At 41.6% G+C, this 17,536-nt stretch carries 12 protein-coding genes; 8 read left to right on the forward strand and 4 right to left on the reverse strand.

What is annotated here, in order from left to right:
* Nucleotides 1–265 precede the first annotated feature (265 nt).
* The 3 genes from yihA to AB1Z56_RS03315 all read left to right on the forward strand — a co-directional run bounded on the left by yihA (nt 266) and on the right by AB1Z56_RS03315 (nt 3,525).
* Nucleotides 266–895, forward strand: coding sequence for a ribosome biogenesis GTP-binding protein YihA/YsxC (gene yihA, locus AB1Z56_RS03305; protein WP_309361506.1), 630 nt, complete (start codon nt 266–268; stop codon nt 893–895).
* An 18-nt stretch (nt 896–913) separates the two neighbouring features.
* Nucleotides 914–1,768, forward strand: coding sequence for a UbiA-like polyprenyltransferase (locus tag AB1Z56_RS03310; protein WP_309361504.1), 855 nt, complete (start codon nt 914–916; stop codon nt 1,766–1,768).
* Between the two features lie 80 nt (nt 1,769–1,848).
* Nucleotides 1,849–3,525 (forward strand): PNGase F N-terminal domain-containing protein, encoded by a 1,677-nt coding sequence (locus tag AB1Z56_RS03315; protein WP_426791067.1) that lies wholly within the window; start codon nt 1,849–1,851, stop codon nt 3,523–3,525.
* Between the two features lie 160 nt (nt 3,526–3,685).
* Here AB1Z56_RS03315 and AB1Z56_RS03320 read toward each other — a convergent pair whose 3' ends face one another.
* The gene (locus AB1Z56_RS03320) at nt 3,686–4,144 is read right to left on the reverse strand and encodes an Lrp/AsnC family transcriptional regulator (protein ID WP_408733542.1); all 459 of its coding nucleotides are present in this window, start codon (nt 4,142–4,144) and stop codon (nt 3,686–3,688) included.
* A 160-nt stretch (nt 4,145–4,304) separates the two neighbouring features.
* On the opposite strand from AB1Z56_RS03320, the gene AB1Z56_RS03325 reads away from it, so the two are divergent.
* Together AB1Z56_RS03325 and AB1Z56_RS03330 are read left to right on the forward strand one after the other, a co-directional pair.
* Entirely contained in the window at nt 4,305–5,372 is a 1,068-nt protein-coding gene (locus AB1Z56_RS03325) for a PLP-dependent cysteine synthase family protein (protein WP_426791068.1), read from the forward strand.
* A gap of 99 nt (nt 5,373–5,471) precedes the next feature.
* Nucleotides 5,472–7,154 (forward strand): protein-disulfide reductase DsbD family protein, encoded by a 1,683-nt coding sequence (locus AB1Z56_RS03330; protein ID WP_426791069.1) that lies wholly within the window; start codon nt 5,472–5,474, stop codon nt 7,152–7,154.
* 90 nt (nt 7,155–7,244) lie between these two features.
* Here AB1Z56_RS03330 and AB1Z56_RS03335 read toward each other — a convergent pair whose 3' ends face one another.
* The 3 genes from AB1Z56_RS03335 to AB1Z56_RS03345 form a co-directional block, all read right to left on the reverse strand.
* The gene (locus tag AB1Z56_RS03335; RefSeq protein WP_426791070.1) at nt 7,245–7,499 is read right to left on the reverse strand and encodes a hypothetical protein; all 255 of its coding nucleotides are present in this window, start codon (nt 7,497–7,499) and stop codon (nt 7,245–7,247) included.
* 78 nt (nt 7,500–7,577) lie between these two features.
* Nucleotides 7,578–10,175 (reverse strand): DUF5686 and carboxypeptidase-like regulatory domain-containing protein, encoded by a 2,598-nt coding sequence (locus AB1Z56_RS03340; RefSeq protein ID WP_309361494.1) that lies wholly within the window; start codon nt 10,173–10,175, stop codon nt 7,578–7,580.
* Between the two features lie 301 nt (nt 10,176–10,476).
* On the reverse strand, nt 10,477–12,156 hold the full coding sequence (locus tag AB1Z56_RS03345; RefSeq protein WP_426791071.1) for a pseudouridine synthase: 1,680 nt from the start codon (nt 12,154–12,156) through the stop codon (nt 10,477–10,479).
* A 337-nt stretch (nt 12,157–12,493) separates the two neighbouring features.
* Here AB1Z56_RS03345 and AB1Z56_RS03350 point away from each other — a divergent pair, with 337 nt between their 5' ends.
* The 3 genes from AB1Z56_RS03350 (at nt 12,494) to glgB (ending at nt 17,536) form a co-directional block, all read left to right on the forward strand.
* On the forward strand, nt 12,494–12,967 hold the full coding sequence (locus AB1Z56_RS03350; RefSeq protein WP_309361490.1) for a Dps family protein: 474 nt from the start codon (nt 12,494–12,496) through the stop codon (nt 12,965–12,967).
* A gap of 148 nt (nt 12,968–13,115) precedes the next feature.
* The gene (locus AB1Z56_RS03355; protein ID WP_408733541.1) at nt 13,116–15,575 is read left to right on the forward strand and encodes a glycoside hydrolase family 31 protein; all 2,460 of its coding nucleotides are present in this window, start codon (nt 13,116–13,118) and stop codon (nt 15,573–15,575) included.
* A gap of 2 nt (nt 15,576–15,577) precedes the next feature.
* On the forward strand, nt 15,578–17,536 hold the full coding sequence (gene glgB, locus AB1Z56_RS03360) for a 1,4-alpha-glucan branching protein GlgB (RefSeq protein WP_426791072.1): 1,959 nt from the start codon (nt 15,578–15,580) through the stop codon (nt 17,534–17,536).

The raw sequence follows: 17,536 nt of genomic DNA on the forward strand, positions 1-17,536 counted from the left end.
CAGCAATTCGATCGATTTTATTAGTGAATTTTCTTATTCAATTTGAAGCGTTCAATGATTTTCTCTATTTGGTTAATGATCTTCTATTTATTCCCTTTTATAGCCAATTTTTTCATTCAATAAATGTAATAGGCTATGAAAATGAAAGTTAAAAATAATTGAGGACATTTTCCTGTCTATGCTATAAAATTGGATGCGATGCTTTTTCTGGAATAGAAGCCGCAGAAACCTTGTCAAAGGGATTCATTTAATGTACCTTTGTTCCATGGAAGTGAAAAAAGCCGAATTCGTGTGCAGTAACACGAGAGTTGATAAATTACCAGCACCCAATTTGCCGGAATACGCCTTTATCGGGCGTTCAAATGTCGGTAAATCATCGTTGATTAATGCAATGACCAACAAGAAAGGACTTGCCAAGACCTCTCAAAAGCCTGGTAAGACACAGTTGATCAACCATTTTATCATCGACGATACATGGTATTTGGTGGATTTGCCCGGTTATGGTTTTGCTAAAGCCTCTAAAACTAGCCGCAATGAATGGGAAAAATTTATCCGTCGGTATCTTACCCATCGGGATAATCTGCAATGCGTTTTTGTATTGGTAGATAGCCGTCATGAACCACAAAAGATCGATTTGGACTTCTGCTATTGGTTGGGAGAGTGCGGTTTGCCATTTATGCTCGTGTTTACAAAGGCCGATAAGCAGTCGGCTGTCAAATCCGATGCGAATATTGCTAAGTTTAAAAAATCATTGCTGCAATGGTTTGAGGAAGTTCCGCCGATTTTCCTGACTTCGGCAGAAAAGAAAATGGGGCATGAACCTATTCTCGAGGCTATCGATGAAGTTAATGGCCGATTTGTCCGCCCTGAACTTGATGGAAACGAGCAGTTTTAGCCTAGATTTTAAGTTCAGATGAAAAAATACTTATCCTTAGTTTTATTTGCCCACAGTGTATTTGCGTTGCCATTTGCCTTTATCGGTTTTTTTCTGGCACTGCATACAACAACATATGAATTTTCGTGGAAATTATTAGGCCTGATGCTCGTATGCATGGTAACGGCCCGTAATGCAGCTATGGCATTCAACCGCTATCTGGATCGAGATATTGATGCCATTAATCCAAGAACGGCAATGCGTGATATTCCAGCTGGAAAAATTTCTGCTAAAAACGCGTTAGTTTTTACGATCGTAAACTGTCTGATCTTCGTAGGCGCGACATATTTTATCAATTCCCTTTGCTTTATGCTTTCGCCGGTCGCGCTTTTTGTTGTGCTTTTTTATTCTTATACGAAGCGCATCACGCCATTATGCCACCTTGTGCTGGGGGCTGGACTCGGATTGGCTCCAATAGGGGCCTATATGGTTATCACAGGGCAATTTGCTACCGTACCGGTGTTATATGGCTTTGCGGTATTGACCTGGGTGAGTGGATTCGATATTATTTATGCTTTGCAGGATGAAGCATTTGACCGCGCCAACCATCTGAATTCTATACCGGTGTGGTTAGGAACGAAAGGGGCGATGCGTGTTTCGGAATGCTTGCATGTGTTTTCCTTTATATTTATCTTGATACCAGCGTTTTTGATGCCAGTAGGCTGGATTTATTATTTAGGTGTAGTTTTTTACGGTGCGCTGCTGATCTATCAGCATACCCTGTTTTCTTCAACAGATTTAAGCCGCGTCAACCGCGACTTTATGACGACTAATGGTTATGCTTCGGTTATCTTTGCTCTGTTTTATCTACTGGATATCTGGCTAATTAAATAAACGTTTTAGCATAAAATAAGAAAGGCTTTAGGAATTCCTAAAGCCTTTCTTATTTTTGCATCTAAACCAATACAGATGATATGAAGAAAAGTATCCTTTTTGCCGCTATTTTATGTATGTCATTGGCCTCACAGGCACAAAAGCTGCCGGGCTATGTCATTCAATATAGTCAAAGTTTCAATGGGAATACACCTGCCAATCAAAACGCTATTCTCGTATATGCCAATGAGAAGGAGACTTTTGTTAGTTCAGAGAAAGAGATGAAAGGACAGCTGGCTCCTCCCTATGAACGGGTTGTCGTGGAGCGTTCTGGCGTCAATACCTTGCTTAAAATAGCTAAACTTAAAGATGGATCATTGATTCTTACCAAAGATTCACTTGCGCTTTCCAAACAGAAATTTAATGCCAACAATGAGACCAAAACGATCTTAGGCTACCCGTGTAAGAAAGTTGAAACCAGCATCAATTCCAATAAGATTGAAGTCTGGTACACGGATAAACTGGGGGTAAAAGGGGCGCCTACGGAACTGGGACAGGATCTTGGTTTGGTTCTTGAAGTCATTCGCAATGGCAATACGCGGACCTTTGCCACAAAAGTGGAAAAAGTAAAAACAGTGCCAGATCAGCTGAAGCTAAAAGGGAATGAAAAGCCTTACGATGAACTTTCCTACAAGGACCTCATTTGGAAAAATCGTTTCATTCAGATACCTGTTTTCCGGAAGGAGAGGATCCGTTTTTCGGATGATGCAAAATCAGATTCTATTTTGCGGTTTGCCAATGGCACCGTGATCGTGAAAAAGGTGAAAATCCCCAAAATTAAAACAAGTGATAACGTATTTGTCCAGTTGATCGAACAATCAAAGGGCGATGCCTATGATCGTACAGGTTCGGTATTTGTGATCCCGGTCAACAAGTCGCAGAGCTTTCTGGATGGTATGAAAAACGGGATGAACACGCTTCCGAAGTATGAAAACGGAAATGGTAAAACCTATCAAGGGATTGTGAAAACAGCTTCTTTTGAGCCGATTGTTGAACTGATGCGCTTCTTTACACCTTTTGGTGTTAAGCAGTTTAACTATCTTCAGTTAAAGGATAAGGTTTGGCAGGATTCGGTCCTTTATCGCCAGGATGTATCTGAGTTGGCGGGTATGCTGAGTGAGCAGGAAGTCTATATTGGTGCCTTCATTGGCAACTACGATAAGAACGGACATGAAGTGAGTGTGGAATTAACCATCCATCCGGGGTTTGATGCTGAGTCGAAGGGTACATTGAAAAAGACCATGTCTTTGTTCACCACTACCAACGTGATGGAAATGGGAGGCCAGGAATACGGATCTATGTTTGATCAGGAGAAAGGTCTTGCTGTTTCGTTTCATTTGGATCAGGACGCTAAAAACGTGCAATTACGCTATATTACCACAGGACATGGAGGCTGGGGAAACGGTGATGAGTTTGTCCCTAAAGAAAACCGTATTTTTCTGAACGATTCCTTGCGCTTTAAATACACGCCTTGGCGGAATGATTGTGGCTCGTATCGCTTGTCGAATCCAGCTTCAGGCAATTTCGCTACAGGTCTGTCATCTTCAGATCTAAGCCGTTCCAATTGGTGCCCCGGTACCGTGACGCCGCCAATCTACATTGATTTGGGTGATTTAAAAGCCGGAGATTACAAGATGCAGGTGCAGATTCCACAGGGAGCCCCGGAAGGGACAAGTTTCAGCAGCTGGAATGTGACGGGTACCCTATTGTTCGATTAATCACCGTTCATTGCTGTATTGGTCTAGATTCCTTTTTCAGGTCAATACAGCAATGATTTTTTCTAAAAATGTCTGATCCTATTGGCTAGAAAGAACCTTATCTCGCTTTCATTCCTGTCGGTGTCTGCGAAGTCATGAAGGTTTTGTTTGTCATACGACATTAAAGGGGGTAAGCGGTTTCGCTTTTTGTCTCTGATAATACGAAATAGGTCTGAACAGTGTTTACCTGAGGCAATACGGCCAGCCGATGCCGCAGAAAAATATGATAGGCATCCATATCTTTGGTTGCAATGCGCAACATAAAGTCATAAGAACCTGCCATTTGATAACATTCCATAACCTCCGGAAATTTAGCTACCTCTTTTTCAAATTCATTTAACACTTCAAAAGTGTGCGCTTTCAGAAACACCTGGGAAAAGGAGATCAGTCCAATGCCGATCTTATGTCGATCCAGAATTGCGACTGTTTTTTTGATATAGCCTAGTCGTTTAAGTTTTCTAACGCGCTCATGCACAGCTGCTATAGATTTGTTGAGCTCAAAAGATAGTTCTTTATTGCTAAGTGATGCATCCTGTTGCAGAAGGCGTAATAATTTTACATCTATTTCATCCAATTCCATAATCTGAATATTTTCGGTGCAGCTGTAAAAATACGGTATTGTTCTGAATTATTTATTGACTTATGTGAGTTTTAATTTAATTTTTCTTGAATTTATGATGTTGTATTGAATATTATCTTGTCAATAGTCAATTTTGCAACAGAATAATCATTTATAAGAAATGGCTGAACAAGAATTATTAAGTGCATGTTTGTCGCCTGCATTGGACAAGAGATTCAAACATCTATGGAGATTGGTAGGGAATACACCCATGTTGGAATTACAGTATACTTACAGCGGTAAACCGGGACGGATTTTCGTGAAATGTGAGAACTACAATCTAACCGGCAGCATAAAGGATAGGATGGCGCTTTATATTTTGTATAAAGCTTATATGAATTGTCAGATCCGCCCAACGGATGTTGTCATTGAAGCAACAAGCGGGAACACAGGCATTGCTTTTTCAGCAATCGGTAAGGCCCTCGGTCATCAGGTAAAGATTATTATGCCGAACTGGCTGAGTAAGGAACGTACCGATATTATTCGGAGTATGGGAGCTGATATTCAGTTGATAAGCAAAGAGGAAGGTGGATTCTTGGGAAGTATCCGTTTAAGTGAAGAGCTTGCGGCGCAAGGTGGTGTTTTTTTGCCGAGACAATTCGAAAATCAGTACAATGCCGAAGCGCATGAGAAAACCACGGGTTACGAGATCGTTAAGCAGTTGGAAGAACAAGGGCTGGTTGCAGACGCTTTTGTGGCAGGAGTGGGCACAGGTGGCACCGTCATGGGTGTGGGCCGGGCCTTGCGAAAGGTAAATCCAAGTGTCCGTGTACATCCGTTGGAACCGGCAGAAAGTCCTACGTTGACGACAGGACATAAAGTGGGCTCACATCGTATACAGGGCATATCCGATGAATTTATTCCTGCGATCGTGGATTTGGATGAACTCGATACCGTCGTATGTGCGAATGACGGTGACTCTATTATCATGGCGCAAAAACTATCGCGGCAATTGGGGCTGGCTGTTGGTATCTCATCGGGAGCAAATGTGATCGGAGCAATTAAATTGCAGCAGGAGTTGGGTGATGAGGCTGTAGTGGTCACTCTATTGTGTGATGATAACAAAAAATACCTAAGTACTGATTTGGTAAAAGAGGAGCCAGTAAAGGCGGGGTATCTTTCTACGGATGTCGATTTTTCAGGTTTTCAACCGATTTGTAGGCTGCCAAATCCAGTATTTGGCGCTTAAAAAGATTTAGTTTCATATGTTTATAGTTAACTCGGGGAGTCTCTAGCTCCTCGGGTTTCATTTATTCAAAAACCAATTTATACCTAAGAAAAACAAAAAATGAAAGTCAATTTCAAATTATTAATCCTTTTACTGTTGCTGATTGCGCCTGCATACATGTTTGCAAAAGCAGATACAACGAACAATTTGGAGGGGGTTGAATTTACTGATGGTACAATAAGTCCAGACTCCCTGTCTTTTGAAGAATCTCCGGATACGGCTACAGTAAAAGCCGACTCGGTTAAGTCGGCGGGCCAAGCGGGAGCTAAGGTACACAAAGCCGAGCCTGAAGGAAAAAAGTCGCTGTGGAGTATTTTTATTGCGGGCCTGATAGGCGGTTTTGCTGCTTTATTGATGCCTTGTATATTTCCTATGCTGCCATTGACAGTAAGTTTTTTTACCAAACAGGCCGGGAACCGCGCAAGCGGTATCAGTAAAGCCTTGTTGTACGGCTTATTTATCATTATCATTTATGTTGCATTAGGAATGATTATCACGATCGCATTTGGATCTGATGCGCTCAATGCGCTGTCGACAAATGGTGTTTTCAACTTCATCTTCTTTTTGTTATTGGTTGGATTTGCAGCTTCGTTTTTTGGTGCATTTGAAATTACCTTACCGAGCTCTTTCGTCAATAAAATGGATGCCAAATCAGATAAGGGCGGTCTGGTCGGCTTGTTCTTTATGGCCTTTAGCTTGTCGTTGGTCTCATTTTCATGTACAGGGCCAATTATAGGAACATTGCTGGTGGAGGCAGCCTCAAAAGGTGAACGCTTAGGGCCAGCAATTGGGATGCTAGGATTTTCGATTGCCCTGGCAATTCCTTTTGGATTGTTTGCCATGTTTCCTTCCATGCTTAAGTCCTTACCTAAATCCGGTGGCTGGTTGAATAGTGTAAAGGTTGTATTGGGTTTTTTGGAACTTGCTTTAGCACTCAAATTTTTATCCAACGTCGATTTAGCCTATCATTGGAATTGGTTGGATAGGGAGGTGTTTTTGTCCCTGTGGATTGCCATCTTCGCTTTAATGGGACTTTACTTGATTGGCAAGATCAAGTTCTCCCATGATAGTGAGCTGAAATTCCTGTCTGTTCCTCGAACTATTCTGGCCATTGTTGTTTTTTCTTTTGTGGTCTACATGGTGCCCGGTTTATGGGGAGCGCCTTTAAAATCGATTTCTGCTTTTTTACCGCCATCGGCAACACAAGACTTTGATCTTTCTTCGGGTGTAAGTGCTGGTGCTGCTGCACATTCAGACGGGAAGGTGAAAAAATATGCTGAAATTTTTCATGAAAGAGGTACGCCAAAGGGATTTGATCCTTATTATGATTATGACCAGGCATTGGCTACGGCTAAAGAATTAAACAAACCCGTTTTAATAGATTTTACGGGTTGGAATTGTGTCAATTGTCGTAAAATGGAAGCGAATGTTTGGACGGATAAAGCTGTGGCCAAATTATTAAAAGAAGAGTTTGTGATGGCCGAACTTTTTGTGGATGATAAGACCGAGCTGGCTGCCAACGAACAATTTGTTTCAAAATATAGTGGCAAAAAGATCAATACAATCGGTAAGAAAAATAGTGATTTTCAAGCGGCTACATTTGATAGCAATTCACAGCCCCTGTATGTTATTGTAGATCCAGCCGGTAAAGTGCTGGTTCCTCAAAGTGGTGCCAACTATAATATTGAGGAATATAAAGCATTCTTACAGGCTGGTGTGGATGCCTTTAAACAAAAAAACTAACCATCGTCATATTCTAATTTTATCCTCCTTGTTATAATAGCAAGGAGGATTTTTTTATTTTTAAGACATGGCTTTTTGTGCTTGTACTGTTCATGCTGCTTTTGGGGTTGTCTTCGTACTGTGTTCGTACCACGTTCGGATACGGATGGTCTGGTAACCATTATTGACGAGTTTCCGACCGAATAATTCCTGTTCAGGGTCTGGTCGGAATGTGGTCAGGATCTGTACAATATCTGTATCGCATCCGAACATGGTACGAAGCAGGTCCGAATCTTTCCCTCCCTCATGACTTCGCAGGCGCCACAGCAATGAAAGCGAAAGAAGGTTTTTTCTGGTCAATAACATTAAGCACTTTCAAAAAAAAAGGCCGTGTCATACGCTCTTTGACACGGCCCAAATTATACTATAAATTTATGGAAACTGTTAGAAGTCAAATCTGACCCGTGCACGAATACCCCAAGCTGGTGCATCGACGTGATCAAGATAATTTAGACGTTTTACGTAGTCCACACGTAATATTTTGAAAATGTTGGATAGACCAATACTTGCCTCCATATAAGGTTCTGAACCGAACGTATAGGAGCTTTGTGCACCATCAGCATTATGCTGCCAAGTGAATACCTTCGAACCATAATTCGGGTCGTCAGGATTGTTTTCTTTACGCAGTCCACCATATACTCCTTTGAAACTGAATACCTCACGTAATTTAAGCTTTTTGATCAATGGAATTTTGTTCAGCAGAAACCCATTCATGTAGTACTGCACATTCAATGAAGCGTTATGGTCACTGACAAACTCAAGGAAGTTCATCAAGTTATACGAGTTCAATTGATAGGCATAAGTCTGGTTAGCACGATGGATCGTTAAGAAAGGGAATGGAATTTCTTTCCCTGCGATATAATTACCCTCTGCCGTCACGTCAGCGAATCCAAATTGACTAAAATAGAAGCGTTTGAATGCCCCTACATTAAAGTTGTGATAATTGTATTCACCTTTGGCCAGTCCTTTGATTCCGGCCGTGTAATTGAACGTAAAGATCGGATATTGATTGAAAATAGGTGTCCGATAAATTTTTCCTTGATAGAACTCTTCGTGTGGAGCATACCTAAAATTGACAGATAATTCTGTTGAGTTCAATTCATTAAACAGCCTGCTTTCATTGTTGGCATCTACCATCTGGTAGGTCAGGCTTCCGGCAGGAGTCTGTCTGTTGATATTGAATGCAGCCCCAATAGCTAAGTGATTTAAAAATTCTTTTTTATACTCTAAGCCGTAGTTTGTCTCATAGATGTAACGGTCGTTATCGCCGCGTTTGAAAGACAACAGGAAGTTGTCTTCCTGAATAAACTCTAGTTTTTGTCCAGGAATCTTGGTGTCTTTTTTATAAGAAGCCCTGATGTAATGCATCGGGAAGGAGTAGACCGATTTGTTGTTGAACGCATAGGTTCCACTGAAAAAGTATTTCCATTTCTGATCTTTAAAACCATAAGCTGCATAAGTTTCAGCATAGAAACGCTTGCTTAAAGACTCTGTAGTGCGTCCGCCGACACGTAAACGGAAACCTTCTACCGGATTAAAACTATAGAATGTATTCACGGGACCAATTTCTACTGGGCCAGCTTGTTTGTATCCAGATAGCAATAGCGCAGCAATGTCCATGAATGTGCGGAATGAAGGAATCTTCTGTAGCGTATCAATATTATGATAGATGTTCAATTCATTTTGCGCAAGAGCGAGTGGCCGTTGAGTTTCAAACAATGTTTTTGTCGCTTTCTTATTCTCAACATTATAGGCGATAACCGTCGACGGACCATCATAGATACTATCGGGTTGTTGAATGCCGACTTTGTAATTATTGTAATCTACTGTCCGGCTTCCGCGGATACCCATACCTTTCTCTGTTAGGGAGAAATCTATTCCTAAAGTGCTCGTTTTTAAATAAAAACGGCTTTTGCTGTCTTTGTCAAATTTCAGCTGTATCTGTAAGTCGCGCACAAAGTTTAAGTTGATATCATCAGCAACGGTCATGTTGGCGCCCTGAACGGCATAATTGCCGTCTAAAGTAACATATAGCTGGCCTTTGAATAACATGTCAGCCTTGTTGCGCGGAAAGAAACTTAATTCGACCAGCCAAGGTTGCACCGTTTTAATGGTATCCGTGATAAAGAATTTATAAAACGTAGGAGCTGAGTTCGCGATCGGACTTAAAAACTGATTTGTAACCAATGAAATGTTGTTGTCGTAAATATCAACTTGCTCATACAATTTATTGAAGTAGGCGGTAAGACCGTCGTTATCTATAAATTTAGGGTCAAATTGCGCGCGTTGGTCACCGAGTATATATTGTTTGGTTTTGCTCGGATCTTTACGGTAGTACACTCTCGACATTTTTTCTTCTATGAAAGCAGGAAGTACGTATTTGTTGGCGGTTTTCGCCGAGTCGTCCGTTTCAAAAAGAAATTGATAGTTTTTGAATATTTTTTTATTGACAAATTTCTCCGAAAGATTACTTAGTCCTAAGGACATCTTCTCGTATTGATCAAATTCAGCATATTGCTGACCTGAAAGTCGATTTTTTTCTTTGTTCTCGATGACTTTGCGAATCAATGCAACAGCAGGATTGTCTTTGTTGCTATATTTTTTCTTTTTGGCCTTAACAACGACTTCCTCCAGCATATTGTCCTGTTGATCCATGAGGATTTCTTTTGTTTGCGTTGCATCATTCGTAACAAAAGCATCCTTACTGTCATACCCAATGTAACTTGCTCTGATTTTTACGTATGATGTCGGAAAGACTAGCTTAAACTCACCATTTGCATTTGTCGATGTGGTGGTTCCTGCAGAAGCGGGGGCACCGACTACAGCTACAGTAGCATAGGGGATGGGATTCTTGGTCTTTGCATCTTTAACTGTACCGGTAACAGTTTTGTTCTGGGCAAAAGCCAAAGATACCGTTAGCACGAGTGTTATCGAAAAAAAGAGTTTAGTTATGAAGGTTGTTGCGTTTATTTTAGCTTCCATTATATTGCTATAATCTTGAAAATTCAAAATTGTTTTCTTGTTTCTACTTTATTTTTGACTTTATAGGTATTAAAATCAAAAAATCAGTGAACAAAGGAAATAAAAAATTAAGAATAATTAAAATTTTATTGTAATGTAATAAAGGAAAGTATTTGTTTTAGGTTTCTTAGTAATCTGTTGTTTATCAGTTGTTTGTGGGTAATTGTTGATTTAGGTCAATAATTTGTCAATGACATTTTGACTTGGCGATGATTTTCCAGGGGATTATTTATTGACTTTTGTAACGATATAGTCAACGCTATTAAAAATTTGGCTCGATTTCGAAGGTCATTTCTTGCTTGAAACGAGGATGGATAAAGGTAATTGAAGCGGCATGCAAATGTAATCTGTTGGCTTTTGTACCATATAAATCATCCCCGACAATCGGGGTATTTAAGCCATTCGGGTGTACAGCGTGCATACGGAGCTGGTGGGTTCGGCCAGTCAAGGGATAAAACCTGACCCTCGTTTGATTATTCTCTATCGCAATTTTTTCCCATTTCGTCTGTGCTGGTTTGCCATAGGTATAGCAGACCATTTGTCGGGGTCGATCATCCAGATCCACTCGAAGTGGGAGGTCGATTAAACCTGACGCAGCTTCTACAACGCCATCGAGTAAAGCAATGTATGTTTTTTTTATCGTATGTTGTATGAATTGATCTTGAATAAACTGATGGGATTGTTTGTTTTTGGCAACGATCAAAAGGCCCGAGGTGGACATGTCCAGCCGATGGATAATAATTGGACCCGCGTCCGGGTAACGTTGCAGAATACGGTTGTAAACCGAATCCTTCACATAGATACCGGGGACAGATAGAAATTCTGCCGGCTTATTGATGACAATGATATCCTCATCTTCATAAATCTGAGGGAGTTCTACATTCAAGGTTGTTTCCTGTTGCATCGGATTGGGGTCAACAGCCAATCCTTCCAGCATATAGCCTAAAATTGGTTCACATTTTTTTCGGCAAGCAGGATAGTAGTTTTGGTGCCTGCGTATTTCAGACGCTGGTGAACAGCCCCACCAGAACTCAGCCAAAGCAATTGGGGTCAATTCGTTTTCATAAGCATATTGCAAAAGTTTGGGAGCAGCGCATTCCCCAGATCCTGCGGGAGGTGTTGTCTTGTCGAAGTCATGGAAAACAGCAACAACATTTTTCTGCTCACCTTTTGCATTGCGAAAATTATATTGTTCGAAAAGCTGTTTCTGCAGGTTTCCTGACCGCGTTTTTCGTTCCTCTTTTAATGCTGTAATTGCAGACAGCATCTGCTGTAATTGGGTACTTTCGGCTTCCAGTGCAAGATGCATATCATATTGAAAGCGCTGTAGCTGCTGTTTGTCTTTTAAACTTTGGCTGCGCATATCTTCCATGAGGAGTTCATAGTCTTCATCAGATAGACTTGCCCGCAACCGTGTCCGGGTTTCTTTGCGCTCTTTTTTTTGAACTCTTAATTTTGTTTTTAGTTCATCCAGGGACATATCCCAGTTGCCTTTCAGTAAATCAAGATGCTGCTTTATACTTGTTAATTCATCGCTTTTTTCCAGCTGTTCAATTTTTCGGTTAAGTGCATTGAGATGCACTTCTTCGTTCAGAAAAAAACTATTTTCTTCGAGCATATCGAAGATGGGCGGAACAAAATACCGATGTTTATTACTTCCTGCTAGTTTTCCTGACACGGCAGCAAGGTAGCCAAGTTCGTCATGCTGGTTTCTAACAACAAGGACACCAAACATTTTTCCGATAGCGAGTCCTTCCGATTTTTCATCGAGGCCAAAGTTATGGCTCCAATCTTCTTGATTTTCTATATAATATTGAAGCTCTTTGGCTGCAATGACGGCGAGTGGGTGTGGTTCATAGCAAAATGGAAAGGTAAATCGCGCCGGAAGTTCAATACCTGAAATATCTTTTTTGAATGTATGAAAATAAGTGTTGTTGTCCATTGTGCCCACAGCTTTCCCTCGAGATAAATATGTCGGCAAAAGTACAATATTCTGTTCTTATAAATAACATAGCGTTGGCTGTTTTATAGGAAAATGTCAATTTTATGGATTTCGGCTAATTGTTTTCGCGCTGTTCTGCTTGGCTCATCATGCCAGCTTTTTCTGTTTATTCTCCATGCAGACACGTTTCCGTTATTTAATAAATGAGAGGTTTCTGATAGCGGTGTTTGGGACAATTGATATGGATTTTTGCATGTAGCTTTATTTGGTTTTTACCGCATTTTTGGGTAAATTTAACCAAGCATTTCATACATATAATTAACAAAAGAATACACATATGAAAACTTCAATTGGAATTAAAGATGCAGACTTGAAAAAAGTTGCAAAGTTGCTGAATGTGCTATTGGCAGATGAACACATTGTCTATATGAAGACACGTAATGCGCACTGGAATGTGGAAGGTGCGGATTTTCATGCTGCTCATTTATTTTTGGAATCTCAATACGATGAACTGGCTGAAGTGATCGATGAAGTGGCAGAGCGTGTGCGTACGCTAGGGCATTACGCTGTAGGTACATTTGATAAGTATTTGAAGCTGACTCGCTTAACGGAATCTACTTCAGAGAAGACAGATAGCCAGTCTTATTATAAAGAATTGCTGGCTGATCATGAAGCTATTGCGATGTCAATCCGTGCGGATCTTGCGGTGGTAGAGGGCACGGCGGACAATGGTACGGAGGACTTTTTGGTCGGGTTGTTGGAAAAGCATGAAAAGATGGCTTGGATGCTCCGAGCACATTTCGTGAAGTAGGCTGTAGTCATCTATCCACAGTTCTTGGAAAAAATCCCACCTATCGGAATAGGCGGGATTTTTTTTTCTGTTTTGTTGTCGGCACAGGATTAATTTTCTATCTTAAAGAGGAATTAAGCCTTCAGAAACTTTTTAACATATTACAACTATGCTTGAAGACGACAACCTAAATCAAACCACACTAAATGAGGAGGAAAATGATGGTACTTTGGAAAGTATGCATCATGTGAATAATCCGGTATTGGATCTGCCTAAAATTGAAAAGAAGTATCTAGAAGCTATAGTAGCCCACAGTCAAAATGATAAGTCCTATTATTTTTCTGATGGTAAAGCGAAGGTGGAAATCAAAATTGTAACCGATGAAATTGTACGGGTCAGACTGGCACCCCAGGGAACTTTTTTGGAAGACTTTTCCTATGCGCTGGCCAAGAAAGATCACCGTGTCAGTATACATCAATGTAAGGAGGAGGCCGACCATTACCTTGTCCACACGAACACCATTTCCTGTAAGATCAACAAGAATGACTTTTTGATTTCTTTTTCCGACCGTGCCGGTAATCTGTTCAATGCAGATTTAGCGCCCATGCACTGGGAAGAGAATCCCGATTTTGGCGGGTATTATGTTTACAGTACAAAAGTAGCTTTTGAAAGTGAAGCATTTTATGGACTTGGCGATAAGGCGACTAAATTGAACCTTAGAGGGAAGAGACTTAAGAATTGGAATTCAGATACCTATGCTTTTGCGTACGATCAGGATCCTCTTTATAAAACAATTCCGTTTTACATTGGCTTGAAAGATGGTGAAGCCTATGGGATTTTCTTTGACAATACCTTTAAGACCTATTTCGATTTCGCGGCAGAAGATCCGGGAAAAACAAGTTTTTGGTCCGAAGGTGGAGAACTACAGTATTATTACATTCATGGCCCACATATTATCGATGTGATCCGTCGGTACCATACGTTGACAGGTACACATTATCTGCCACCGCTGTGGGCGATAGGGTATCATCAATGCCGTTGGAGCTATTATCCCGAAGCCAATGTCCGTAAGGTCGCCGAGGAATTTAGAAAGCGGCAAATTCCGTGTGACGCTATTTATCTTGATATTGACTACATGGAGGGGTACCGCTGTTTTACCTGGAATAAACAGTATTTCCCAAATCCTAAAAATATGATCAGCGATTTGGCAAACGACGGTTTTAAAACGGTCGTCATGATCGATCCGGGTATTAAGGTCGATGAAAACTATTGGGTATTCAGGGAAGGGAAGGAGAATAAATATTTTTGCCGTCGGGGGGATGATTATTTTATGGAAGGATTTGTATGGCCCGGGCGTTGTCAGTTTCCTGATTTTACCAATCCTGAGGTTCGTCAATGGTGGGGAACACTCTATCAGGGGCTCGTCGAAGATGGTGTTGCCGGGTTCTGGAATGATATGAATGAACCTGCTGTATTTGGGCGGGGAACTTTTCCAGACGATGTGCGTCACCAATATGACGGACACCGGGGCTCGCACCGAAAGGCGCATAATATCTATGGCATGCAGATGGTCCGGGCGACCTATGACGGCCTTAAGAAATTGTATAAAAACAAAAGACCTTTCACGATTACCAGGGCTGCGTATGCTGGTACACAACGTTATTCTTCGGTTTGGACGGGCGATAATCTGGCGAGCTGGGAGCATCTCAAATTGGGGACTTTGCAGTTACAGCGTCTGTCTACCTCCGGCATGTCCTTTTGCGGAACGGATATCGGCGGCTTTACAGGGGAGCCTGATGGCGAATTGTTTACGAGATGGATGCAATTCGGTGTCTTTTCGCCATTTATGCGTGTGCACTCTGCCGGGGATACGCGCGACCGCGAACCATGGAGCTTTGGTGAAGATTGGGAAAAGATCAATCGGAAGTTTATTGAGCTTCGGTATAAGCTTTTGCCTTATATCTATACCTGTTTTTGGGAGCAGACCAAGTATGGTTTTCCAATATTACGCCCGATTTCCATGGTCGAGCAGCATATACCAACCAACTGGCAGCGTGAGGAGGAATTCTGTTTTGGGGATAAAATATTGGTATCCCCGGTATTGCAGCCAGGACAAAAAAGCAAGATTGTCTATCTACCCGAGGGCACTTGGTTCTATTATTTCAATAATGAAACCTACGTGGGCGGTAAGGAACATACTGTTCCTACGCCGATTGATGAAATGCCGATTTTCATTCGCGGCGGATCTGTTATCCCTGAATATCCGGTGATGCAATATACTGGTGAGAAGAAAATTGAGGAGCTACAGCTCAATGTTTACTTCGCTGAAGGTGTAACCCGTTCGTATGTGTATTCAGATCATGGCGACACCTTTGCGTATGAGCAAGATATTTATCTTGAAAAATGCTTTACGGTTTCGGGACTCAAAGAATCCTTGTCGATCAAACAAACGCGAGATGGACTTTTTACAGAGCGATACGAAGAGTATAAGTTACAATTAATCGGTTTACCTTTTCAGGTTAAGAAAGTGAAGACCGATGGCGTCGATACAAAAATACAAATAGATGAGAAGGGGCGGTATTGGATTAATGTCGCACGAGAATTTGATAACATATTGATAGAAGGTTAAACATGGCCAATCAAGTAATTCCACATAGTCTCTTTTCTGAATTTGATGTTGCTTTATTCCAATCGGGTAAGCACTTCAAATTATATGAAAAGTTCGGTTCGCATGAACTGGAAGTGAATGGTGAAAAAGGCGTTTATTTTGCGGTCTGGGCACCAAATGCAAAATCCGTTTCGGTCACCGGGAACTTCAATTTTTGGGACAAGGAGCATCATCCGCTTTATGTCCGCTGGGATGGCAGTGGAATTTGGGAGGGATTTATTCCGGGGCTTGGGAATGGAGAAACATATAAGTATGTTATCCAGACGAACGGAGGAGAGCAGCTTGAAAAAGGTGATCCTTTTGCCTTCAGATGGGAGGTCGCGCCAAAAACTGCTTCTGTTGTTCACTCGACTTGGTACGAATGGGGTGACAAGCAGTGGATGCAGGAACGGGTCCTAAAAAATCGATTGGATCAACCCTGGTCGGTCTATGAGGTCCATTTAGGCTCCTGGTCTCGGGATCCCGAAAGTCCGGATACTTTGCTGAGCTACCGCGAAATTGCTGTCCAGCTTGTATCGTATGTCAAGGAAATGAATTTTACGCATGTCGAATTTATGCCTTTGATGGAACATCCGTATTATCCTTCCTGGGGATATCAGATAACTGGATATTTTGCTGCAAGTTCGCGTTACGGTTCCGCTCAGGATCTGATGTATCTGATTGAGGAATTGCATGCTGCTGGCATAGGTGTGCTTTTGGATTGGGTTCCTTCTCATTTTCCAGGAGATGCCCACGGTCTTTATCGATTTGATGGGACCAGTTTATATGAGCATGAAGACCCACGGAAAGGTTTCCATCCCGATTGGCAATCTTATATTTTCAATTATGGGCGCAATGAAGTACGGTCTTTTCTGATCAGCAATGCATTTTATTGGCTAGACCGTTTTCATATTGATGGTCTTCGGGTGGATGCTGTAGCGTCGATGCTGTACCTGGATTATAGCAGAAACGAAGGTGAATGGATTGCAAATGAATTTGGCGGAAATGAAAACTTAGAAGCCGTACAATTTTTAAAGGAGCTGAATGAGGCGGTTTATGGACATTTTCCACATGTGCAGACAATTGCTGAAGAATCGACTTCCTGGCCAAGCGTTAGCCGGCCAACGTATGCTGGGGGATTGGGATTCGGAATGAAATGGATGATGGGCTGGATGCATGACACCTTGGATTATTTTAAAGAAGACCCGATTAACCGAAAGTATCATCATGACCGGTTAACATTCGCTACAGTATATGCTTTTCATGAGAATTTTATGCTGCCGCTCTCCCATGATGAGGTTGTTTATGGGAAGCAATCGTTGATCTATAAAATGCCGGGAGATGAATGGCAGAAATTTGCCAATCTAAGGACATTGTATCTCTTTATGTATACCTTTTCGGGAACTAAATTATTGTTTATGGGCGGTGAATTTGGTCAGACTTCGGAATGGAATGTAAATCAATCGCTTGATTGGCATCTACTGGAGTTTGCTCCGCATCAAGGTATGAAGCAATTTGTTTCGGACTTGAACGGCGTGTATTGTACACAACCGAGCCTTTTTCAAAAAGCTTTTGATGCTTCGGGTTTTGAATGGATAGATGCTGGTGATCGTGAAAATTCAGTTGTGGTTTATTGGCGAAAGGGATTTGATGCTTGGGACGATACCGTTGTTGTCCTCAATTTGACACCTGTGGTGCGGGAGCATTTCCGTATAGGTCTTCCGTATGCAGGCGAGTGGGAAGTCGTTTTGAATTCTGATGACTTAAGATATTTCGGCTCAGGAATAAATAATCCACCTTTCCATAGCGAACATCTGCACTGGATGAATCATGTACAGTCGGCCCAGCTACATTTGCCGCCGCTTGGTGGCTATGTTCTCAAAAGGAAAAAGGAGATCAAGGAAGTAAATCCAGTTCAGCAAGGAGAGCGCATTCCTGTATAA

It is taken from the genome of Sphingobacterium sp. WOUb80 (assembly GCF_050058145.1).
Taxonomy (GTDB): domain Bacteria; phylum Bacteroidota; class Bacteroidia; order Sphingobacteriales; family Sphingobacteriaceae; genus Sphingobacterium.